Source organism: Silvimonas soli, assembly GCF_030035605.1.
GTDB classification, from domain to species: Bacteria; Pseudomonadota; Gammaproteobacteria; order Burkholderiales; family Chitinibacteraceae; genus Silvimonas; species Silvimonas soli.
Genome location: NZ_CP106736.1, coordinates 3219498 through 3242473 on the forward strand (window position 1 = coordinate 3219498; position 22976 = coordinate 3242473).

The 22976-nt window shown below is 57.3% G+C and carries 20 protein-coding genes; 12 read left to right on the forward strand and 8 right to left on the reverse strand.

The window, feature by feature from the left end; genetic code table 11:
* Positions 1 to 14 precede the first annotated feature (14 nt).
* The 5 genes from N7220_RS14825 to adk all read left to right on the forward strand — a co-directional run bounded on the left by N7220_RS14825 (position 15) and on the right by adk (position 3149).
* A complete protein-coding gene (locus N7220_RS14825; protein ID WP_283148295.1) occupies positions 15 to 437 on the forward strand; it encodes an ExbD/TolR family protein in 423 nt (140 codons plus the stop codon).
* Positions 437 to 1492 (forward strand): tetraacyldisaccharide 4'-kinase, encoded by a 1056-nt coding sequence (gene lpxK, locus N7220_RS14830; protein WP_283148296.1) that lies wholly within the window; start codon positions 437 to 439, stop codon positions 1490 to 1492. Before N7220_RS14825 ends, lpxK begins: the two co-directional genes overlap by 1 nt.
* Positions 1473 to 1658 (forward strand): Trm112 family protein, encoded by a 186-nt coding sequence (locus N7220_RS14835; RefSeq protein ID WP_283148297.1) that lies wholly within the window; start codon positions 1473 to 1475, stop codon positions 1656 to 1658. Before lpxK ends, N7220_RS14835 begins: the two co-directional genes overlap by 20 nt.
* Positions 1655 to 2419 carry a 3-deoxy-manno-octulosonate cytidylyltransferase gene (kdsB, locus tag N7220_RS14840; RefSeq protein WP_283148298.1) on the forward strand — a complete coding sequence of 255 codons (765 nt, stop codon included), beginning with the start codon at positions 1655 to 1657 and terminating at the stop codon, positions 2417 to 2419. The genes N7220_RS14835 and kdsB overlap by 4 nt, the downstream gene beginning before the upstream one ends.
* Positions 2420 to 2492: 73 nt before the next feature.
* Positions 2493 to 3149: an adenylate kinase gene (gene adk / locus N7220_RS14845; RefSeq protein ID WP_283148299.1), complete on the forward strand. Its 657-nt coding sequence runs from the start codon at positions 2493 to 2495 to the stop codon at positions 3147 to 3149.
* Between the two features lie 73 nt (positions 3150 to 3222).
* On the opposite strand, the gene N7220_RS14850 is transcribed toward adk, so the two are convergent.
* From N7220_RS14850 to aceB, 5 genes are all read right to left on the reverse strand, one after another.
* A complete protein-coding gene (locus tag N7220_RS14850) occupies positions 3223 to 3858 on the reverse strand; it encodes a histidine phosphatase family protein (RefSeq protein WP_283148300.1) in 636 nt (211 codons plus the stop codon).
* Between the two features lie 122 nt (positions 3859 to 3980).
* On the reverse strand, positions 3981 to 4478 hold the full coding sequence (locus N7220_RS14855) for a glycine zipper 2TM domain-containing protein (protein WP_283148301.1): 498 nt from the start codon (positions 4476 to 4478) through the stop codon (positions 3981 to 3983).
* Between the two features lie 153 nt (positions 4479 to 4631).
* Complete coding sequence (locus tag N7220_RS14860; protein ID WP_283148302.1) at positions 4632 to 5249, reverse strand: glutathione S-transferase N-terminal domain-containing protein; 618 nt, start codon at positions 5247 to 5249, stop codon at positions 4632 to 4634.
* A gap of 167 nt (positions 5250 to 5416) precedes the next feature.
* Positions 5417 to 6730, reverse strand: coding sequence for a DUF3422 family protein (locus N7220_RS14865; protein WP_283148303.1), 1314 nt, complete (start codon positions 6728 to 6730; stop codon positions 5417 to 5419).
* 823 nt (positions 6731 to 7553) lie between these two features.
* Positions 7554 to 9149, reverse strand: a complete 1596-nt coding sequence (gene aceB / locus N7220_RS14870; RefSeq protein ID WP_283148304.1) for a malate synthase A — start codon at positions 9147 to 9149, stop codon at positions 7554 to 7556.
* Positions 9150 to 9364: 215 nt separating this feature from the next.
* Between aceB and N7220_RS14875 the strand changes: the two genes are divergently transcribed.
* From N7220_RS14875 to N7220_RS14885, 3 genes are all read left to right on the forward strand, one after another.
* Positions 9365 to 10261: a LysR family transcriptional regulator gene (locus N7220_RS14875; RefSeq protein ID WP_283148305.1), complete on the forward strand. Its 897-nt coding sequence runs from the start codon at positions 9365 to 9367 to the stop codon at positions 10259 to 10261.
* Positions 10262 to 10460: 199 nt separating this feature from the next.
* Positions 10461 to 10916, forward strand: coding sequence for a hypothetical protein (locus N7220_RS14880; protein WP_283148306.1), 456 nt, complete (start codon positions 10461 to 10463; stop codon positions 10914 to 10916).
* 304 nt (positions 10917 to 11220) lie between these two features.
* The gene (locus tag N7220_RS14885; protein WP_283148307.1) at positions 11221 to 11865 is read left to right on the forward strand and encodes a glutathione S-transferase family protein; all 645 of its coding nucleotides are present in this window, start codon (positions 11221 to 11223) and stop codon (positions 11863 to 11865) included.
* A 641-nt stretch (positions 11866 to 12506) separates the two neighbouring features.
* Here N7220_RS14885 and aceA read toward each other — a convergent pair.
* Positions 12507 to 13787 carry an isocitrate lyase gene (aceA, locus tag N7220_RS14890; RefSeq protein WP_283148308.1) on the reverse strand — a complete coding sequence of 427 codons (1281 nt, stop codon included), beginning with the start codon at positions 13785 to 13787 and terminating at the stop codon, positions 12507 to 12509.
* A 579-nt stretch (positions 13788 to 14366) separates the two neighbouring features.
* On the opposite strand from aceA, the gene grpE reads away from it, so the two are divergent.
* The 4 genes from grpE (at position 14367) to N7220_RS14910 (ending at position 19484) form a co-directional block, all read left to right on the forward strand.
* Positions 14367 to 14909 carry a nucleotide exchange factor GrpE gene (gene grpE, locus N7220_RS14895; RefSeq protein ID WP_283148309.1) on the forward strand — a complete coding sequence of 181 codons (543 nt, stop codon included), beginning with the start codon at positions 14367 to 14369 and terminating at the stop codon, positions 14907 to 14909.
* 171 nt (positions 14910 to 15080) lie between these two features.
* Positions 15081 to 17015, forward strand: a complete 1935-nt coding sequence (dnaK, locus tag N7220_RS14900) for a molecular chaperone DnaK (protein WP_283148310.1) — start codon at positions 15081 to 15083, stop codon at positions 17013 to 17015.
* 81 nt (positions 17016 to 17096) lie between these two features.
* The gene (gene dnaJ / locus N7220_RS14905; protein WP_283148311.1) at positions 17097 to 18236 is read left to right on the forward strand and encodes a molecular chaperone DnaJ; all 1140 of its coding nucleotides are present in this window, start codon (positions 17097 to 17099) and stop codon (positions 18234 to 18236) included.
* Positions 18237 to 18410: 174 nt separating this feature from the next.
* Positions 18411 to 19484 (forward strand): Gfo/Idh/MocA family oxidoreductase, encoded by a 1074-nt coding sequence (locus tag N7220_RS14910; protein WP_283148312.1) that lies wholly within the window; start codon positions 18411 to 18413, stop codon positions 19482 to 19484.
* A gap of 84 nt (positions 19485 to 19568) precedes the next feature.
* Here the strand turns inward: N7220_RS14910 and N7220_RS14915 are convergent, their stop codons facing one another.
* Positions 19569 to 19928, reverse strand: a complete 360-nt coding sequence (locus tag N7220_RS14915; RefSeq protein WP_283148313.1) for a 5-carboxymethyl-2-hydroxymuconate Delta-isomerase — start codon at positions 19926 to 19928, stop codon at positions 19569 to 19571.
* A 132-nt stretch (positions 19929 to 20060) separates the two neighbouring features.
* Complete coding sequence (locus tag N7220_RS14920) at positions 20061 to 22577, reverse strand: family 20 glycosylhydrolase (protein ID WP_283148314.1); 2517 nt, start codon at positions 22575 to 22577, stop codon at positions 20061 to 20063.
* Positions 22578 to 22976: the final 399 nt, after the last annotated feature.

Consider the following 22976-nt stretch of genomic DNA (forward strand, 5'->3'; position numbering starts at 1 on the left):
CGGCGGATTCCGACATGAATTTTCGACGCGGCCGCAAGCGGGAAGAACCGGAAATCAACTTCGTCCCGCTGATCGACGTGCTGTTGGTGATTCTCATCTTCGTGATGGCGACCACCACGTACTCCAAGTTTGCTGAACTCAAGATCAACTTGCCGACAGCCAGTGCCGACAAAACGCCGGATAACCAGCCGCAAGCAGTCAATGTGGCGGTTTCGGCCAACGGTCAGTACAGCATCAATAACCAGCTGGTCAGCTTCAGTTCGCCAGATGATTTTGCGCTGCAACTGCGCAAGGCGGCAGGCGGCTCGACAGATCCGATGATCGTGATCGACGCTGACGCGCAGTCCACTCACCAAAGCGTGGTGAACGTGATGGAAGCGGCGCGCATTGCCGGTTATGGCAAGCTGACCTTCGCGACGCAGAACCAGAGCAAGTAATGTCGCAAGCAAATACGCGCTCCACCGGCTTTGCCCAGTGGCTAGTGCAAGCGTGGTACAAACCCGGTCCTGGTGGCCGGGTTTTGCTTTTTCTGCCGCTGGCGTGGCTGTATGGCGCCATTACGGGTTTGCGGGTCTGGCTGTATCGTCGCGGCTTCAAGCGTAGCGAGCATCTGCCGGTGCCGACCATTGTGGTGGGCAATATCACGGCCGGTGGTAGCGGCAAAACCCCGCTGACCATCTATCTGGCACAACAACTGGCAATGGCGGGCTTCACGCCCGGCATTATCAGTCGCGGCTACGGTGGCTCGGCGGAAGTGGCAACTGAAGTCACGGCCAGCGCTGATCCTGCCCTGGTCGGCGATGAGCCGGTGCTGATGGCTCAAGCCACCGGTGTGCCAGTGGTGGTGGGGCGCGATCGTATCGCGGCTGGCCAGGCTTTGCTGGCTGCTCACCCCGGCGTGAACGTGATCCTGTGTGACGACGGTTTGCAGCATTACCGGCTGCAGCGCGACATTGAGTTGTGTGTCATTGATGGCGAGCGTGGCTTGGGCAATGGCTTGATGTTGCCAGCGGGCCCGTTGCGGGAAGCAGTCTCGCGGCTGGCTACGGTCGATGCCGTGATCGTGAATGGTGGAACGCCCCGCTCTTGGCACGAGCGCACCTTCGGTATGCAATTACTACCTGGTGCGATCTACAGCCTGGGCCAACCGACCCAAACCACGCCGGTGGCGGCGCTGGCCAATCAGACGCTGCATGCTGTGGCGGGTATCGGTAATCCAGCGCGTTTTTTTGCCACACTCGCGCAACTGGGCCTGAGCACGCAAAACCACGCATTTGCCGACCATCAGGCCTATACCGCAGCTGATCTGCCCGCCGATGGCATCATCATCACCACCGAAAAAGATGCAGTGAAGCTGGCAACGTTGTCCGGGATTGTCGCTTCGGATGATAGAATCCGGGTTTTGCCGGTACGCGCACAACTGGATGTCGGGTTGGTGACGTGGCTGGCGGCACGGATCAATGAGGTTAGCAATGGACGCCAAACTGCTTGAAATTCTGGTCTGCCCGCTCTGCAAAGGGCCGCTGGTTTTCGACAAAACCCGCCAGGAACTGATCTGCAAGGCTGATCGGCTGGGCTTTCCGATTCGCGACGGCATTCCCACCATGCTGGAAACCGAAGCACGCGAATTGCCAGCCGACGAGGAAGTAAAGGCGTGAGCTACGTAGCGCTGATCCCGGCCCGGATGAAATCCACCCGCTTGCCGGATAAACCCCTGGCGGATATCGGCGGCAAACCGATGATTGTGCGCGTGGCTGAACGCGTGGGTTTGTCTGCGGCAATTCGCGCAGTGGTCGCCACTGACGATCTGCGTATTCGCGACGCGGTGGAAGCGGCCGGCTTTGAAGCCGTGCTGACGCGGGAAGATCACCCTTCCGGCACGGATCGTCTGGCCGAAGCAGCTGATCTGCTGCAACTGGCCGACAGCGATATCGTGATCAATGTGCAAGGTGACGAGCCGTTGATTGACCCGGCGTTGCTGGATCACGTGGCCGCATTGTTGCAGGCTGATCCGGATTTACCCATGGCCACCGCCGCCCACCGTATCCACGATGCGGCAGACTTCTTTAATCCGAATGTGGTGAAAGTGGTGCTGGATGGGCGCTCGCGAGCGCTGTACTTCAGCCGCGCGCCGATTGCCTGGGCACGCGACGCCTTTGCTGCCGACAAAACAACCTTACCAGATGGTTTTGACGGGCTGCGCCACATTGGCATTTATGGTTATCGTGCCGGTTTCCTGCGTACATACAGCAGGTTGCAAGCTTCGCCGCTAGAGGGCTGGGAGGCGCTGGAACAATTGCGGGTGCTATGGCATGGTTACGCTATTGGTGTGCATGTGGCCGAACACGCACCGGCGCCCGGCGTAGACACCCCCGAAGATTTAGCACGCGTGCGCGTGTTTTTTGCCGCGAACGCCTGACCCGATTTCGCTTTACTTGTTATTTATCCAATAGTCATTAATCCAATAAACGAAACCACAGGGACTGCACACAATGAGGTTGATTCTGCTTGGCGCACCAGGGGCCGGTAAGGGCACCCAGGCCACCTATATCAAAGAAAAATTCAACATCCCGCAAATTTCTACCGGCGACATGCTGCGCGCTGCCGTCAAGGCGGGCACTCCGCTGGGCCTGGAAGCCAAGTCCATCATGGATGCGGGCGGCCTGGTGCGTGATGACATCATCATCGGTCTGGTGAAAGAACGCATTGCGCAGCCGGACTGTGTAAACGGCTTTCTGTTTGACGGTTTTCCGCGCACCATTCCGCAAGCTGAAGCCATGAAAGATGCTGGCGTCGTCATCGACTACGTGGTTGAAATCGACGTACCCGATAGCGCCATCATTGAGCGTATGGCTGGCCGCCGCGTACATGTGGCGTCGGGCCGCACCTATCACGTCAAGTTCAACCCGCCTAAAGTGGCTGGCAAAGACGACGAAACCGGTGAAGAGCTGATCCAGCGCGAAGACGACAAAGAAGAAACCGTGCAAAAGCGTCTGGCCGTGTATCACGAACAGACCGAAGTGCTGGTTGGCTATTACGGCAAGCTGGCCGCAACCGGTGATGCCACCGCGCCCAAGTATGTAAAGGTCAATGGCGTGGGCGATGTAACGGCCGTGCGTGATGAAATCTTCAAGGATCTGGGCGTCTGATTCATCAGCCCCGGATTTAAAACAAAACCCCGCTTTGGCGGGGTTTTGTTTTTGCTGGCTGCCGCGGGCAGGGTTATTCCAGAATGCCCGGGTCCAGGTGCGATACGTCGCCCCAATCGATCATGCTGAATTTCTCGCCATCAAACGCAATGCGGTTGATGCTGGCATTCAACAGCAAGTGATCACGCGGCACTTCATAGCTCTGGCCCATCGCCAGGCGATAAGCAATATCCAGCACGCCACCGTGGGCCACCACCACCAAATTGCCATCCGGGTACTGGCCGGCAATGCGCCGCAGCACTGTATCCACGCGGTGGGCAAACTGGTTGATGCTTTCACCCTCCGGAATCTGGAAATCCACATCCCGTGCCTTGATGGCGGCCGAAGCATCAGGATGTTCCACCGCGATCTCGGCGCGCGTCAGCCCTTCCAGAACGCCATAGTTGCGCTCACGTAGTTCCGGGTCCAGATGCATGGGCTGGCCAAGTGCGCCGCTGGCGGGTTGCGCAGTTTGCTGCGCGCGACCCAGATCGCTGACCCAAAACGCGGTAAACGGCTGACGCTCGTTTTCGGCAATCAAGCGCTGGCCCAGCAGGGCGGCTTGTTCCAGCCCGGTTTCGTTCAGCGGAATATCGGTGTGGCCTTGCATGCGCCCAGCGGCGTTCCAGGAGGTTTCGCCGTGACGAATGAGCCAGAGAGTTGTTGCCATGCGCTGCGTCCTTGTGAAATGACTTGAGCGTCGGAAGAGGGGAAAAGCAAAAGGCCGCATTCGCGGCCCTGTACTTTTACTTTCAAGCGGACTGACAGCTTACCAAATATCCACCGCGCTCGTTATCGCGGAGTGACATTAACCTCAACCGGAATACGGTCACCCGGCTGTTGCGGCATGTTGGCAGTGAACTGGCGGCCCTTGTAGTCATAAGTCACGCGATAGCCAGTAACCTGATCTTGCCAGCCATCAACCTGGCGGCAACGCTGCACTTGCTGGTTTTGCACTTGCGGCTGGCCGCTGCCGACCGAATTACCGATCAGCGCACCGCCGATAGTACCGGCAACCGTGGCGGCATCTTTCCCTCGCCCGCCACCCACCTGGTGACCAAGCACCCCACCGGCCACACCACCGATAATGGTGCCCAGTACGCCACCCGACTGATTCTGGGTTTGTACCTGCTGGTTTTCAGTCCAGCATTCTTGATGCGGGGTGTTTACACGTTGCACGATGGCAGTGGAATTCACCACACGTGCGTAATCTGGATAAGCCTCGGCCATTGCGCAACCGGTGACCAAAGCAAGCAAGACGGCAATTTGTGTTTTGATATGATTCTTCATGGTTTTCTCCTCGTGATACTTCCGTATGACATGGAGATTAAAACGCATAAAGCGTCAATTGGCTTACGACAAATTCACACTCTGACGCTTCGTTACACGCGGACACACAGCGCTGGTGAGATCGTTCACAGGCCGGAGCGGCAAAAACACCAATCAAGCGGCCGGGGGCGGTGGGGCGGTTTCGATAAACGAAGGACGCTCAGCCAGTTTCAACTGCAATTTCAGCAAGTTCGGCCAGGCTGTTTGCCATTCCAGCGCGGGAAAGCGCATGTTCAGATAGGTCAGCAGGCAACCAACCGCCACATCGGCCACGGTGAAGGTCTCGCCCGTGCACCATTTGCGCTCGCCCAGGTCAGTCGACAACTGTGCCAGTCCCCGATCAATGCGCGCCTGCTCATGGCTGATTACCGCTGCCGATTGCTGTTTGGCTGGCCGCCGATGTTCTTTGACGATAACGATGGCCGCATCCAGCATGCCATCGGCCAATGCTTCCCAACGCTTCACCCCGATCGCCTGGCGCTGGTCGGCCGGAATCAGTTTGCCTACCGGCGAGACGTGATCCAGGTAGTCGACAATGACGCTGGAGTCATACAGGGCCCGATGGTCGTCCAGGATCAGCGTTGGCACTTTGCCCAGCGGATTGAGGTCATTCACCGGGCTGTCAGCTACCCCGGTTGCGACCTCGATCAATTGCAGGTCAATGCGCTTCTCCAGGCACACAATGCGTACCTTGCGGCCGAACGGACTAGTCAGAGAGGTATAAAGCTTCATGGATGGCGGTTTTGCGTGGGCTCTTGATCGATTCTAGTTGCCATCATGGACGACAGCTAGCTCCGTTGCAGCAAAGCCACATTACGAGAATCATGGACGGGCCATGATCCTCGCATAGATAGCGGCGAAATAGCGCAGATGTTTGCTGCCGCCCGTCGGCATAGCGCTTAGCGATGGATTTCTGCTGCCAGCCTGCGCCGCAGTTTGCGCCCCGTCAGATAGATACCCAGCGCGACCAAAGGAATGGACCCGGCCATGACCATCTCGGGATTCAGCGACAAGCCGGCTGCCTTCAGCCCCTTAGCCACGTAGCCAATCAAGGCAACGCCGTAATAGGTGATCGCGGCAATCGACAGGCCTTCCACCGTTTCTTGCAGGCGCAATTGCAAATGTGCGCGCCGATCCATCGAGCTCAACAGTTCCTGGTTTTGCCGTTCCCGCGAAATATCGACGCGGGTACGCAGCAGCGCCGAGGCGCGATTCACTCGCTCGGCCAGCACTCGCTGACGCCCGGCGACGGATTCGCACGTGTCCATGGCCGGTCGCAAGCGCCGTTCCATAAATTCATGAAATGGCTGGATGCCCTGAATGCGCACCTCACGCAATTCCTCGATCCGCCGCCGCACGATGTCGTAATACGCATGCGAAGCCGAAAAGCGAAAATCAGTCATCGACAGGGCACGCTCAATACGCGCCGCCAGTTGCGTCAGACGGTCCAGCACCAGCGGCTCATCGGCCATTCGGGCCTCGGTCATGGCGTTGGTCAGCTCAGACAGTTCGCGATCAGCCTGGGTCAGTTCCGGCGAAATACTCTTGGCCAGCGGCAGCGCCAGAAACGCCATCATGCGATAGGTGTCGATCTCGAACAGCCGTTGCAGCATACGGCCAGCTTGCCGCTGCCCCATACTGCGATCAACCAGTAAATAACGCGAGAAACCGTCCGGGTGGATATGAAAATCCGTCAGTACCTTGCCCACACCGCCACCAATTTCCGAGCCGATCAGATCGTTTCCGGCAAAGAACTGGTTGGCAATGGTTTCCATGCCGTGCGGCAAGTCGCGCTCGCTCATCATGCCGGCGTGCGCGGCCACCAGCACTTGACCAGGCAATTGTTGCAGCCAGTCCGAAGGCACAGTGCTCAGCGCCGGCTGGGCAAAGGGGTCGGGCACCCAGCCATGACGAGTGAAGGTGTACGAAGAAAACTCAGAATGCCGCGCCCACTTGATACGCATGGCACCCACATCCACCGAGTAATGAATCTGCGCCGGATCAGGCGGCGTGGCATCAAATTGTGTGCAGAGCTGGCTCAGTAACCAGTGCTCTTGTTCGTGGGTGAAATTGCGATTCAGAAAGGCGATATAGCTGATCTGACTGGGCGCGCTCACCGGATCAAAGGGCCGGGCATGCGCTTCATCGGCCAGATCGTGGCGTAGTGGGTGATCAACCAGCCGTAACGAAGAAGGGGTGTCGAGGACGAGCATCGGTGTCTCCTGGTTCGTTCAATGACACAGGCATGATACTTGTTTTTGGCAAATTTTGTGCGATGCAGCATGGGCTGTGGGTTGTAGTGGAAATAGTGCAACTTCGGTTTTCTTTGGGGTGGGGCGGGTGTAGCCAGCCGTTGCCTGGTTTCAATGCCAGCATAAAAGCCAAAGCTTGAGTGCCTTCGGCACGGGTGTGAAAGGCGCTTGATACCCCGGGGTGCCGGGGAGCACGTTTGTTTTCTTTGCGTCGCCAAAGTAAAGAAACCAAAAGAAAGGCGACCCGGGACGCGAGCGTCCGACGGGGCCCAAGGTCAAAGGCCGAAACGAACCGTCTGAGTGCCAAGAGTCTTCGCGCGCCTCCGGCGTTCCCTCGGTCGGCCGGAGCCTGAGGTCTCCGGCTCTCGGTCAGCGTGATCAGCCGTATTGTCTACCAGGTAAAAGCAAAAGCATTCCCCCGTAGGGTGGATTCGGAGCGAAGCGACAATCCACCATTTGCAACCTGACAGCAACAGCAACAATCTTTGGCATACCCACAACATCGTCATTCCCGACCTGGCGGGAATCCAGATTCGTAGCCCGGATAAAGCCTGCCCCTCGGGGGCCACTACAAAGGACCTGGATTCCACATATGCCAGTTGCAGGGGGCGGCGGGAATCCGGGGCCGCAACATATCAACCTGGCGCCAGCATTGGCGATTGCCAATGTCACTCCCCGGATTGCTGTGCGAATCCCGGCTACGGTTTCATCTCAATGAATCACGCTTCCAATGGTCATAAAAAACGGCACCAACTGGTGCCGTTTTCATTAGCTACAACTTCAATCAAATTTCTTCATACAGCGGCAAAGTCAAAAACTCTGCAAAGCCCGCGTTGGTACTCATGTCTTCGAAAATCGCCGCTGCGCGGGTATACGGGATGCGCTGGAAGGTGTCGTCGCCATGTTCCGTGCGGATCGCTTGCAGAATCTGCGGGATCATCTCGCGCACCATGCTGGCGGTGACTTTACGGCCATCGTCCAGCACGCCCTTGTCAGAGCGAATCCACTGCCACACCTGGCTGCGGCTGATTTCGGCGGTGGCGGCGTCTTCCATCAGGCTGTGGATCGGCACGCAGCCGTTACCCGCCAGCCATGAGCCCAGATACTGGATGCCCACGTCGATATTGGCACGCAAACCGGCTTCGGTGATCGGTGCTTCGGGCTGGAAGTTGAGCAGGTCGGCGGCCGTGGTGTTGACATCCGGGCGTTGTTTGTCGATCTGGTTGGCGCGCTCACCCAGCACTTTTACCCATTCTTCCATGGCAATTCCGACCAAGCCCGGGTGGGCTACCCAGCCGCCGTCAAAGCCATCGCCCGCATCGCGGGTTTTGTCGGCGCGTACGGCGGCCAGCGCTTTTTCGTTGGCGACCGGGTCGTTCTTGATCGGGATCAGCGCGCTCATGCCGCCAATAGCCGGGGCGTTGCGCTTGTGGCAGGTCTTGACCAGATTGAGCGCGTAGGCGCGCATGAACGGCACGGTCATGGTGATCTGGGCGCGGTTGGCCAGGCAGAAGTCTTTGTCGGTCTTGAACTTCTTGATGCAGCTGAAGATGTAATCCCAGCGGCCCGCGTTCAGGCCCGACGAATGTTCGCGCAATTCGTACAGGATTTCGTCCATCTCGAAAGCGGCGAGAATGGTTTCGACCAGTACCGTGGCTTTGATCGTGCCTTGCGGAATGCCGACTTCTTGCTGTGCCAGAGCGAAGATTTCGTTCCACAGCCGCGCTTCCAGGTGCGATTCCATCTTGGGCAGATAAAAATACGGGCCACTGCCACGGGCGATCAGTTCTTTGGCGTTGTGGAACAAGAACAGTGCCAGATCAAAAATCCCGCCGGAAACCCGCTGGCCATCCACAGTGACGTGTTTTTCATCCAGATGCCAGCCGCGCGGGCGCACGATGAGCGTGGCGACTTTATCGTTGAGTTTGTATTCCTTGCCCGCTTCATTGCGAAAACCCAGCGTGCGGCGAATGGCTTGCTTGAGGTTGATCTGGCCTTGAATCTGGTTGTCCCAGTTGGGCGTATTGGAATCCTCAAAGTCCGTCATGTAACTGTCCGCGCCAGAGTTCAGCGCGTTGATGATCATCTTCTTTTCAACCGGGCCGGTAATCTCGACGCGGCGGCAGGCCAGATCGGCCGGTAGCGGCGCAATGGTCCAGTTGCCTTCGCGTATGTGTTTGGTCTCGGCCAGAAAATCCGGACGCTTTCCGGCATCCAGTTCTTGTTGGCGAATCACCCGCTTGCCCAGCAACTCCTGGCGGCGGCCTTCAAAAGTACGGTGCAGTTTGGCTACCAGAGCCAGCGCTTCGGGCGTCAGAATTTCGGCAAATTCAGGCGTAACGGTGGCGTGAATGGCAACGCCTTGGGGCAACTGGCTCATGAAAGCATCCTCAAGTTGAAAGGTAGTAGGCTGATTTGTGACTACAGCCAGTTTAGTTAGCAAATCATGAGATAAAAAGACCTGTCAGCGCACATGATCTTTTACTTTTTGGTACATAATTGCCAGGGCCAAGCGGACGCAATTGCGCTCGTGCGCGGTAGCGTGACTGTCCTGGACTTCCCGACCCATTACTTATCCCGCAGCGGTAAACAGATATGAGCTCTCTTAAACAACTCCAGACGTTCATCGAGGTCGTTAACCTGGGCTCGCTCAGCGCCGCTGCGCGGGCTGAGGGCGTAGTTCCTGCCGTGATCGGCCGACGGCTGGATGCGCTGGAAGAGCGCCTTGGCGCCAGGCTGCTGGTACGCACCACGCGCCGCATTACGCTGACGCAAGAAGGCATCGCCTTTTTTGAAGATGGCCAACGCATCCTGGCTGAACTGGAAGAGGCCGAAGCGGCGGTAGCTTCTGGCAGCAGCCGGGTGCGGGGGCATTTGCGGGTGACGGCCCCGGCGGGATTTGGTCGCCGCCATGTAGCGCCACATCTGGCAACGTTCCAGCGCGCTCACCCGGATTTACGTGTCACGCTGGATTTGTCCGACCGGCTGGTTGATCTGGCGGGTGAACGCGTGGATTGCGCCATTCGCATCAGTGAACTGGCCGACTCCAGTCTGGTGGCGGTGCGGCTGGCCGAGAACCGCCGCGTGGTGGTGGCTGCCCCGGCTTATCTGGCGCAACACGGCATTCCCAAATCGCTGGGCGATCTGGCGCGGTTTGAATGTCTTTCGCTGGGGGCCAGCCAGTCGCGCGGCTGGACCTTCCGGGTCGATGACCAACTGGTGAATCACAAGGTCAGTGGGGTACTAGAGTGCAACGATGGCGCAGTGCTGCATGAGTGGGCGCTTAAAGGTTATGGCCTGGCATGGCGTTCGCTATGGGAAGTGAAAGATGACCTCACCGACGGGCGCCTGGTGACGGTGCTGGACGCGTTTTCTTCGCCTGACTACCCGGTTTATGCGGTGATGCCGCAGCGTAAATTCCTGCCGCAACGCGTGCGCCACTTTATCGACCATCTCAAACAGATCTATGCCCAGCGCGATTACTGGGATTAACGCACCCGCATAGTGCGTAAACGGGCGCAGATCGCCGCGAAAAGCGCGTAAATACACCGTAAGTCGGCTTACGTTGTGCCAGGGTTGTCAGACAGCGAAGCGGTCATATTCATTACATGACACCGGAATATAATATTTCTCACGATCAAACCATCGGGTTACAGATGGCCTGGGAGTATGTGTTTTTGGGGTGAATATCATGAGTAAGGTCGCTTCGCCGTTGTATGCGAGCGCGATGTATATGGCGGAACTTTCCGCCGTGGCTGTACCGGGGTTGCTGTTGTCTTGTGTCGTTTCAGTGTTGATGAAGCTGGAATTAATGAACTTGGGAATGAGCCGTGGGCACGCTGCAACATCTGCAGATGTGCTGGGTTTTGGATTGCTGGCAGCAGTATGTGCCTTGTGGTTCCTGCGTGATGCAGTGCGGTTGACTGACTGGGACTGGAACGTTTTATTCCGGCCCTGGTTTGTCGGTATGGTCTTCAATTTTTACCTCGGGCTGGCTATTTGCAGCCGTCGGGTTTTTGATGATCTGCTGGGTTTGCAACCTTCGCTGTCGATCGCGCTGGCTTTCTGTGCTTGTGTCTTGATCTCCAGTGCGTGGTGCTGGTTCTTGTTACAGGTGCGCTTTGCCCAAGTCCTTGATGTGACCTGACTGCGGTCAGGGGTAGTGCGCCAGATCTGCTGACAGAAGCGCGATCTGGTCAAGCGCCAGCTTGATCCGGGCTGGCAAGGGGGCGCGTTGTGGTCGGTATCGCTACAGCTGATACATCTGACCCAACCACCCGCGTGTACTCATGTCGCATGCTGACCAACTAGCTGCATATCGGTATGTTCTACGTCGCGATCAAAATGAAAAACCGCCAGCGATGGCGGTTTTTCTTTGTCTGGCATCGGTCTATCCTGTTGATTCACGTCGCCGTTAGTCTTGGCGCCACCGCTCATGAATGGAGAAAAGCATGCTTAAAGTCTGGGGTAGACGCAATTCGCTGAACGTGCAGAAAGTAATGTGGGCTATCGGCGAACTGGGTCTGGCGCACGAACACATCAACGCGGGCGGCGCTTTTGGCGGGCTGGATACGCCGGAATTTCTGGCGCGTAATCCGCATGGCCGCATTCCGCTGATTGAACATGATGGCGTGAACGTGTGGGAGTCCCACGCCATTTTGCGTTACCTCGGGGCCGTGGCGGGTGAGGGCTCGCTCTGGTCAGCTGATCCGGCACAACGCGCAGTGGCCGATGGCTGGCTGGATTGGGCGCAGACCTCCTTGCAACCGGCATTCATCGATCTCTTCTTTGGCTTTTACCGCACGCCGGAAGCTCAGCGCGACCCGGTGCGCATTGCCAAAGCGACGCAACGCTGCGCGGAGCTATACACCTTGCTGGATCGGCAACTGGCACAGCGCCCGTATCTGGGCGGCAATACGCTGACGTTGGCAGACTTTGGCGCGGGAACGACGTTGTATCGTTACTTCGAGATGGATGTGCAAAGGCCAGATATTCCCCATGTACAGGCCTGGTATGCGCGGCTGGCGGAGCATGCGGCGTATCGCGAGCATGTGATGCTGCCGTTTGAGGATATGTATGGGAATTTGCCCGCTTAGATGCATGGGTTTTCGAGTGCTGGTTGGGTAAGGTGGGTACAAGCACCGCCGTGCACGGTAGCGTTTGAAGTCAAAAGCGTGAGTGCCTGCGGCACGGTGTTAAAAGCATTTGATACCCGGTGGTGACCGGGACCACGTTTCTTTCTTTTGCGTCGCCAAAAGAAAGAAACCAAAGAAAAGGCGACCCCGCTGCCGCAAGGGGCCCCGAGGTCAAAAGCTGGACCCCTCGGGGGCACCCCCACAACGATGCAGAATGGTTCGGATGCAGGTCGCAGGGGGAACAACCGTCTGTTGGCACGTGTTCTCTGCGCGGCTCCGCCGTTCCCTCGGTCTGGGTGCTCAGGATTTGTAGCCCGGATGAAGCGTGCCCCTCGGGGGTATCCCTGCAAAGTCCCCGCATGCCACATATAACCGTTGCAAGGGGTTGCGAGAATCCGGGGTTGCGGTGCGTCAACAGGGCACTGGTTTTGTTTTGGTCAACATGGCTTCCCGGATTCTCACTTCGTTCCATCCGGGCTACGATCCTGTTTCCTGTTTCCTGTTTCCTGTTTCCCGCCCCAAAAAAAAGCCGCCCCAGACAGGGCGGCTTGTTAATGCGTGAAGACAAGAACTGCAGTACTACTACATCAACACATCGAACCTCAGTGAAATTGTTCTTCCTCTGTCGAGCCCTTGAGCGCGGTGGTGGAAGACTGGCCTTGCTGGATGGTTTGTGTCACGGCGTCAAAGTAGCCGGTACCCACTTCGCGCTGATGCTTCACGGCGGTGAAGCCACGATCGGCGGCGGCGAATTCGGCTTGTTGCAGTTCTACAAACGCGCTCATGCCGGTGCGGGCATAACCGTGGGCCAGGTTGAACATGCCGTAGTTCAGCGAATGGAAGCCAGCCAGGGTAATAAACTGGAACTTGTAGCCCATTTTGCCCAGCTCTTGCTGGAACGTCGCGATGGTGGCGTCGTCCAGGTTTTTCTTCCAGTTGAAAGACGGTGAGCAGTTATACGACAACAGTTTGCCCGGGAACTTGGCGTGGATAGCCTGAGCAAATTTGCGGGCGTATTCCAGATCCGGCTTGCCGGTTTCGCACCAGATCAGATCGCAGTACGGCGCGTAGGCCAGACCACGGCTGATAGCTTGTTCCAGACCGGGTTTGGTCCGGTAAAAGCCTTCTGGAGTGCGTTCGCCAGTGCAGAACGGTTGATCGTTGGGGTCCACATCGCTGGTCAGCAAGTCAGCGGCTTCAGCGTCGGTACGCGCAACCAGAATGGTCGGCACGCCCATGACATCTGCAGCCAGACGTGCAGCCACCAGTTTTTCAACGGCTTCACGCGTTGGCACCAGCACCTTGCCGCCCATGTGGCCGCATTTCTTGACCGAGGCCAGTTGGTCTTCAAAGTGCACACCGGCAGCGCCGGCTTCGATCATGCCCTTCATTAGTTCGTGGGCGTTCAGCACGCCGCCAAAACCGGCTTCGGCATCGGCCACAATCGGGGCAAACCAGTCCAGGCTATCGTCGCCTTCGGAATGCGAAATCTGATCAGCGCGTTGCAGGGTATTGTTGATGCGACGCACGACTTGCGGGACCGAGTTCGCAGGGTAAAGCGACTGATCCGGATACATTTCGCTACCCAGATTGGCGTCGGCGGCGACTTGCCAACCTGAGAGATAGATGGCTTTCAGGCCTGCTTTGACTTGCTGCATGGCCTGGTTGCCGGTCAGCGCGCCCAGCGCGTTGACGTATGGTGTTTCGTGGAGCAGTTTCCACAATTTGTTGGCGCCGGTACGGGCCAGCGTGTGCTCGACTTGTAGTGAGCCACGCAGTCTTTCAACATCAGCAGCCGTGTAGGGCCGCGTAACGCCTTTCCAGCGCGGGTTTTCTCGCCAATCTTGTTCCAGTTGAGCAATACGTTGTTCACGAGTGGTCATGGCGTTCTCCCGCTGTAATATTGGCTTTGCAGCCAGGTTGAAATATTTTGCAGAGGTGCTTTACGCAGAAATATTGCGTTGCAGCATCAAATGTAGTCCGATTTTTATTACTACATATTGGGGATTGCCCCAGGGGCGGAATTTGAAATGCAAAGCGTCCTGAATAAACAGTCGGCTGCTACGTTTTAGCTGATATTGCCCGCCCGTCGTGTCGTTGCGGCGCAACATAAAAAAACCACATTTTCGGGCTGAAACAGGGGCGCAATCAGGCTGGGCGTACCGTCTGGCGAGCGAAATGGCGCATATGGATTGTCTACGCGCACCAGCCTGGTTAATCTCTGCCCGCCCCGGATTGCTGGCTCATACCAATCTGAATGTTTTCGAATGTTTTTTTCCGGGCGGCAAACTGGACGAAACCACGACAAGGCCGCTGCGATATGGCGTTCTTGCGAGGCTTTCGTCCGGTTTGAGAAAATTCTGGCCAGGTTAATTGCTCAGGAAAACCGGCCGCCCGGATGAATACCCTTGAAATGGGTGGGGTCATCCCCATTTCTCGCTGCATCGTTATGGAGGTTTGCAATGTCAGGTGAAAATCAAAATCAACCGAATCCGGAAAATCTGCAGGAAGTAGAAGCAGGCGCCGCCACCGAAGCTGCACAAGATGGCGCGCAACTGGACACCAATCTGGCCGAGTTGCTGGCCGAGCTGGATAAAGCCCGTCAGGACGTGCTGTACGTGCGTGCCGAAGCCGAGAACATCCGTCGTCGTGCCGCCGAAGAAAACGAAAAAACCCGCAAGTTTGCGATTGAGCGTTTCGCCCGCGAACTGTTGGCGGTGAAAGATTCGCTGGAAATGGCGATGGCCGATCAGTCTGGCTCGTTTGAAGGCTTGAAGGTCGGCGTTGATCTGACCAACAAGCAACTGATTGCGGCGTTTGAAAAGGTTGATCTGCAAGAGATCAACCCGCTGGGCGAAAAGCTCGACCCGAACAAGCATCAGGCCATTTCGGTGGCACCGTCGGACGTTGAGGCGAACACCGTGGTGCAAGTCATGCAAAAGGGCTATGAGTTGTCTGGCCGCGTGATCCGCCCGGCCATGGTCGTGGTGTCCGCTCCGAAATAAACAATGATCAGGTGGTAATGCGGGGCGCATGGATTGCCGGGAGCAAAAATGGTTCCCTGGTGTTTCTCTTGAAAACGCCGTGTACATCCCCACATCTGCATCAAGGTTATTTATATTGGCTGCCATCGCCCGGTGCGGTGGCACTACAAAAGCATTGAAAGGATTACGAATATGGCAAAAATCATTGGTATTGACCTGGGTACGACGAACTCGTGTGTGGCTGTGATCGAAAACGGTCAGCCTAAAGTGATCGAAAACGCAGAAGGCGCACGCACTACGCCTTCGATCATCGCTTATCAAGAAGATGGCGAGACCCTGGTTGGCGCACCGGCCAAACGTCAGGCCGTAACCAACCCGCGCAATACGCTGTACGCAGTGAAGCGTCTGATTGGCCGCAAGTTCGGCGAGAAAGAAGTTCAGAAAGACATCGACCTGATGCCTTATTCCATCGTCAAGGCCGACAATGGCGACGCATGGGTTGAAGTACGTGGCAACAAAATGGCACCGCCGCAAATCTCGGCCGACGTGCTGCGCAAGATGAAGAAAACCGCTGAAGACTATCTGGGCGAAGAAGTGACCGAAGCCGTGATTACCGTACCGGCCTACTTCAACGACAGCCAGCGCCAAGCCACCAAAGATGCGGGCCGCATCGCTGGTCTGGATGTAAAGCGCATTATCAACGAGCCGACCGCTGCTGCTTTGGCCTTTGGTCTGGACAAGAACGAAAAGGGCGATCGCAAGATTGCCGTATATGACTTGGGCGGCGGTACTTTCGATATCTCGATCATCGAAATTGCAGATGTCGATGGCGACAAGCAGTTTGAAGTGCTGGCTACCAACGGTGACACGTTCCTGGGCGGTGAAGACTTCGACCAACGCATCATTGATTACATCATTGGTGAGTTCCAGAAAGACACCGGCATCAATCTGAAGCAAGACGTGATGGCGCTGCAACGCCTGAAAGAAGCGGCAGAAAAAGCCAAGATCGAACTCTCGTCCACTGCGCAGACTGAAATCAACCTGCCGTACGTGACCATGGATGCAACTGGTCCGAAGCACTTGACGCTGAAAATCACCCGCGCCAAGTTCGAAAGCCTGGTTGATGATCTGATCGAGCGTTCGATTGAGCCTTGCCGCGTGGCACTGAAAGATGCCGGTCTGAAAATCACCGACATCGACGACGTGATCCTGGTCGGCGGTCAGACCCGTATGCCCAAGGTGCTGGACAAGGTTAAAGAGTTCTTCGGCAAAGACCCGCGTCGTGACGTGAACCCGGACGAAGCCGTTGCTGTTGGCGCTGCGATTCAGGGCGCCGTGTTGTCGGGCGATCGTAAAGACGTGCTGCTGCTGGATGTGTCGCCGCTGTCGCTGGGCATTGAAACCCTGGGTAGCGTGATGACCAAGCTGATCCAGAAGAACACCACGATTCCGACCAAGGCATCGCAAGTGTTCTCGACTGCAGACGACAACCAGAGCGCCGTGACCATTCATGTGCTGCAAGGCGAGCGCGAAATGGCGTCGGCCAACAAGAGCCTGGGCCAGTTCAACCTGGAAGGTATCCCGTCGGCACCGCGTGGCACGCCACAAATTGAAGTGATTTTTGATATCGACGCCAACGGCATCTTGCATGTGTCCGCCAAGGACAAGGCCACCGGCAAAGAAAACAAGATCACCATCAAGGCGAACTCGGGTCTGTCGGAAGACGAAATCCAGCAAATGGTGAAAGATGCTGAAGCCCACGCTGAAGAAGACAAGAAGGTGCGTGAACTGGTTGATGCCAAGAACAGCGCCGACGGCCTGATTCACCAGGTGAAGAAATCGCTGACCGACTTTGGTGACAAGGTTTCGGCTGAAGAAAAGACCGCAATCGAAGCTGCGATCAAGGATCTGGAAGAAGTCATCAAGGGCGACGACAAAGAAGCCATTGATGCCAAGTCCAACACCTTGATGCAAGCCAGCCACAAACTGGCCGAGCAAATGTACGCGGCACAAGGTGGTGACGCCGGTGCAGCGGGCGCGGCTGGTGCAGGCGCGCAAGCCGATGCCGGTAAAGACGACGGCAACGTGGTCGATGCTGAATACACCGAAGTGAAAGACAACAAGTAAGTCGCGGCTGAGATAAACCGCATCGGGGCACGGCGTCGTTGAATCGGCGTCCGTGCCTTTCTTGTTTAGCGAGAGAAAGCAATGTCAAAAAAAGATTTTTACGAATCATTGGGTGTCAATCGCGATGCTTCGGACGATGACATCAAAAAGGCTTATCGCAAACTCGCGATGAAATACCATCCGGACCGTAATCCGGACAGCAAAGAATCCGAAGAAAAGTTCAAGGAAATCAAAGAGGCGTACGAAATCCTCTCTGACGGGCAGAAGCGCGCAGCGTATGACCAATACGGTCACGCCGGTGTAGATCCGCAAGCCGGTATGGGCGGCGGGGGCGGCTTTGGCGGGGGCGGTTTTGCTGATGCGTTCTCGGATATCTTTGGCGATATCTTCGGTGGTGGCCAAGGCGGCGGCGGGCGTGGTGGTCGCAGCAATGTGTATCGCGGTTCTGACCTGCGCTACAACATGGAAATCACGCTGGAAGAAGCGGCACGCGGTGTTGAGCGGCAGATCAAGATTCCGGCACACGACGAATGCGATGTCTGTCGCGGTTCCGGCGCCAAGCCAGGTACTGAAGCCAAGACCTGCCACACGTGTAATGGCCAGGGCCAGGTGCGCGTATCGCAAGGCTTCTTCTCGATCCAGCAAACCTGCCCGACATGCCACGGCAGCGGCAAGTACATTCCTGACCCATGCCGCAACTGTCATGGTACTGGTCGCGTGCAGACCACCAAGACGCTAGCGGTGAAGATTCCGTCCGGCGTGGATGAGGGTGATCGCATCCGTTTGACTGGCGAAGGCGAGCCGGGCGTTAACGGCGGCCCGCATGGCGATTTGTATGTGGTGATCCACATCAAGGCACACAGCGTATTCGAGCGTGAAGGCAACGATCTGCATTGCGAAATGCCGATCAGCATCTCTGCGGCAGCCTTGGGTGGCGAGATCGAGATTCCGACACTGGATGGCAAGGCGCGGATTTCGATCCCGGCCGGTACGCAATCCGGTCAGGTATTCCGTTTGCGCGGCAAGGGCATCAAGGGCGTGCGTAGCTCGGTGCAGGGCGATTTGATGTGCCACGTCATGCTGGAAACCCCGGTGAATTTGACGCCACGCCAGAAAGAACTGATGCGTGAGTTCGAGCAGATCAGCCAGGGCGAACCGGCCAAGCATAATCCGCGTGCCAAGTCGTTTATGGACAAGGTGAAGGATTTCTTCGGCGGTTGATTGCGCCCGAAGTGAGATATTCAGCACGATGAAAACCCGCCCATGTGGCGGGTTTTTTTATGCGATGGCGATGCCTCTAAATATTGCCTGGCCATTTTTTCGGACGGCCAGCGGTGGGCTGCGCGCAGGCATGATAGAAAGAAGAATCTTCACCTGAGATTGGCGGGAGTTCACATGCAGATCGGCTTGATTGGTTTGGGGGCAGTGGTCGAAACGGCGTACTTGCCAGCGCTGCAGCGCTCCGGCATGCCTGACTTGCAGTGTTATGGTTTTGATATTGAGCCGTTACGCCAGCCGGGTGGCGTGAAGCGCTGTGCCAGCCTGGCGGACTTGCTGGCAAAACCGCTGGATATGGTGTTCGTCACCACTTCATCTACCCAGCATCTGGCGGCGCTGGAGCAAGCCCTCGCTTCGCCGGTTCAGCGCATTGTGGTTGAAAAACCGGTGGTGGCCAGCCTCGCGCAAATGGCACATCTCAAAACATTGCTGGCGCAAACCAACACCGCCCCCCGCGTGCTGGCGCTGGATCACTGGATGGCGCGCAGCAGTGCTTTGCCGGCAACCGGTACTGACTCATCCGGCTGGATATCAGCAGACATTTCATCGTCAATCAAACCACAGCTGCGGCTGGCTGACGTGACGCACATCGAAGGCTTTTTGCAAGAGCCCAGCGGGTTCAATGACCAAGGTGAATCCATCGCGCTGAACTTCGCCACCGGCGCGCCCGACACTCGCCAGTTATGCCACCCGGATGGCGTGATTCTGGATACGGGCACGCATGTGCTGGCGCTGTTGCGCGAGATCGTGAGTCAGCTCGGTGGTGATGACAGTCTGGAGTTACGGCTGGTTGCCGCTCAGGATCGCCTTGGCCAGCCAATCGAGCGTGGCGATACCCAGACTGCCGAAGGCTCCGCTCATTTGCAGGGGCAAATCAGCGGCATACCGCTCGATATCTGGCTGGATAAGTACGCTGGCCCGCAGGGTGGGCAAAAAGGGTGGCGTATTCATTTACGCGATGGCCGCATCGTCAGTCTGGATCGACGCGGTAATGCGGATGTGGTGGAATTGCAGGATGGCGGGCTAGTGACCAGTTGGCAGCGGCCTGGTCCGATTTATGACCACTGCCTGCGCGCCTTGCTCACGGACGATGGCAAGTTGTTCGCTCAAGCCGCGGTGATGACGCGCCGCCGGATGGCGGAGGTTGAGGCGTTGTTGCAGTTGCAGCAAGGCTTGCGCGGGCCGCATTGAGCCTGCCCGATCATCTAGCTCGCTTTCAGTTGGTGCTCACCCGATTGCGAGGCTTGCTGGTGCATGGCCGCAATCGGGTGAGCATCAACCGGCAAAATAAAACGCCGGATCAATCGGCACGATCTCGACCCGCAGCTGGCAAGCTTCGGCATCAAATTTGTCGCGGAAAGTCTTTTTGAGCTCTTCCAGTAACGCTTGTCCCAATTCTTTCTTCAGTGCTTCGCTGCGTGTCGTCATGGTGGCGACGATGACGTGTACGAAGGACTTGTCCGGCGCCTCGTTCAAACCCACCTGAAACTGATCCAGCCGGATCACGCGCCCCTTCACGTCATTCATGGCGAACTGGCCGGTCGCGGCAAATGCGCCATGCAGGCGGCCCAGTAATTCGGTGGGGACAAACTGGTTCGTCAGATTGGCGGTGTATTGCAGGGTGAGATTAGGCATGAGAGTGACTTGGCAGGAGATCAATATGGGCATCGTAGCTTGAAGGTGTAGCTCGCGCCAAGACGCGATACCGGAAAAGAAAAACCCCGCATTGCGCGGGGTTTCTGTTGCAGCTGCAAACCTCAGGGCCGGTTATACATCCACGCTTACTGTACGGCTCTTGCGGTTGGTGTGGCTGAAGCTGGCGAGCTTGACCGTGCCCTTGGCCGCGATGGCGCCGCTGTAAACCGCCGAGCTTGCATCTGGCTCGCTGCCGTCGGTGGTGTAGCGGACGGTGAGGCCCGGCGCGCTGGTGTTGGCCAGCACCTTGCCGCCTTCCACAATCGCGCCCGGCAACGGGATGCGATAACCGTAGCCGCCGAGGAAGCCATCCAGCCGTGGCAGCTCGCGCTGACCCAGGCGGTTGGCGAACTCATTCCAGTCGGTAGCCATTTTGGCGTTGCGCTGGTCGGCATCGGCGATAAAGGTCCAGCCCGGATCTTGTGCCCAGGCACGTTCCGCCAAGGCGATGATGCGTGGGCAAGTCAGATATTCCACACGACCCGGATTGCGGGCGTTTTCACCCCAGACCTGACCTTGAATACCCAGCACGTTCTGCACGCCGGTTTCGGTCAGGCGCGCCATTTTATCCAGCGCGGCGCGGTCCAGCGGGTGGCCAAACAGGTTCACCGTAGCGGTGGTGTAGATATCCAGCGGGCAAAACCAGAATGGCTTGCGCGTCTCGATAAAACCGCCCCAGTAATAGCCAGGCTCTGCCGGGTCTTTGGCGTAGGCCAGGTCAAAGTACAAGTCGGTGACGTTGGAGAGCACGACCTTGTAACCGGCATTGGCCAGTTGATAGGCGATATCTTCCTGGCCCCAGCCCCAGACGTTGTTCCAGATGTATGGGCGGAAGTTGGCGTCTTTGAACTTGGGATTCGGTGCCAGTTTGTGGCTGCCGTCCGGTTGGTGTTCTTTGATCAGCGCGATTTCTTCCCAGCCTGCAACCGCCAGGTTGTGGCGCGTGAGGATGTCGCGGAAGCGGCTCAGGAAGTAATCCTGCAGTTCCTGGATGGTCTTCATGCCCTTGTCGGCCATGAATGCCTGGCAAATCGGCGAGCCTTCCCAAGCGCCGTGCGGAATCTCGTCGCCACCGGTATGCAGCGCTTTGAATGGCGCGCCCGCTTCGATAAACATGGCTTCGATATCCGACACCACGGTTTCGATAAAGCGGTAGCACGATTCTTTGGCAATGCAGATGACGTTGTCGTTCCACAACTGGACGGATTCGTATTTGGACTGATCGTCAAAATCAGTCAGCAAATATTCTTCGGCCTCGTTGACGCGACCTTCAGCCAGCAGGCGCGTGTAACGCACATTCATGGCCTTGATGGCGGCCCGGGCGTGGCCAGGCACGTCGAACTCAGGGATGACTTCGATATGGCGTTCAGTGGCAAAGCGCAGAATTTCGATAAAGTCAGCGCGAGTGTAATAGCCGGTGCCGTGCGAACCTTCGACTTCGGCGCCAGAGCCGAAACATGGCACCAGATTGTCGGTTTCATCCAGCGTGAAACCGCGTTTGGAGCCAATCTCGGTCAGTTCCGGCAGCGTCGGGATTTCCACGCGCCAGCCTTCATCGTCGGTGACGTGAAAGTGGAACTTGTTGAGCTTGTACAGCGCCATCACTTCCAGCAAACGCAGCACGGTGGTTTTGCTGGAGAAGTTGCGGCCCACATCCAGATGCATGCCGCGATAGGCAAAGCGTGGGGCGTCGGTGACTTTCACCGCAGCGACGGCTAGCGTTGGCTGCTCGTTCAGCCACGCAGCTACGGGCAGCAACTGGCGCAGACTCTGAATGCCGTTGAACACGCCATGTGCGGTCACGCCGGTAATGCTGATGCCAGCAGCGGTAACTTCCAGTTCGTAGGCTTCGTCGCTATTGCCGGTGGCATGCGGGAGAGTCACTTTGCCCAGTTGCAGCACAATGCCTTTGCCTTGCGCTGCGCGGGCCGGGGTGACTCCCAGATCGGCCAGGCTTTGCTGCAGGAATGCGGCTTCTGACGTCAGTTCAGCAGAGTGCACGATCAATGTTTGTGCATCGATCACAAACTGGCCGTGGCCGCTGACTTGCGCCTGTGGAGTAGGAGTGATCTGGCCAACTTGCGCAGCAGGCAGCAGGCTCAAGTCTTTGTTGTCGGCGTAGCGGGTGGCGGCGGTAACGGGTTCTACCTTGTCGCTCAGGCTACGGTTGCGCTGTTCCGGGCTGGTGAACGGAACGATTTCCGGATCGCCAATCGCCTGGGCGGTTGCGGCCGGAGTGCCATCGTCATAAACCACGTAAAAGCCCAGCGGCGCGTCGGTTTCCTGGATCACCCAGAACATGCCTTTGTAGCCAATCTTGCGCGATTCGCCTGCGGCCAGGGCACCAAACTCAGCGGTCGGCACCAGCTTCCACAGGTCACCGTTGATCTGGCTGATGGCGACGCCACCACCTACAGAATCCGGATGAATCTTGCGGCAGGTATTGAAGTACAGCGCCCAGTCGCTCCCGGAGAGCGGCGTGGCGGAATGGTTGGTGAGGGTAAGCTCAGCTAGAAAGTTGTCGCCCTCATGATGGTTGGTAATGCATTCCCATTTGAGTTTGAGCTGTGCGCCTGTGGGTCGGGTCATGTTTCGTCTCCTCGACGGTTCCATTGAGGGGGTGTTTGGTTTTTGCTTTTATGGTTTGCGCAGCATAGGCGTTTTGCCCGATCGGTTGTGCAGCACCGGGCAATACCGGCAAAGAACTGTAAGCCAGTTGCTGTCTACGTAGTATGCCTTACAGCTGAAAAACCGGCATTTCACGGGTTTTTGGGGCTGACAGAGATACCACATGCGGGTTTTGTGACAGTGAATACGCGGTCTGGCGGACTGTCGGGGCGGCGGGAAGGGTAATTTTTGGGTATCATTACGCCTTTGTTTACTCTGGCAAATCAGAGTAGGGCCGGTTAACGCTTATTACGCGACTGCGCTGGGTCAGAAAAAGGCCAGGCACAAGACGTACGAGGCAGGCAATAACCGGTTATTGCC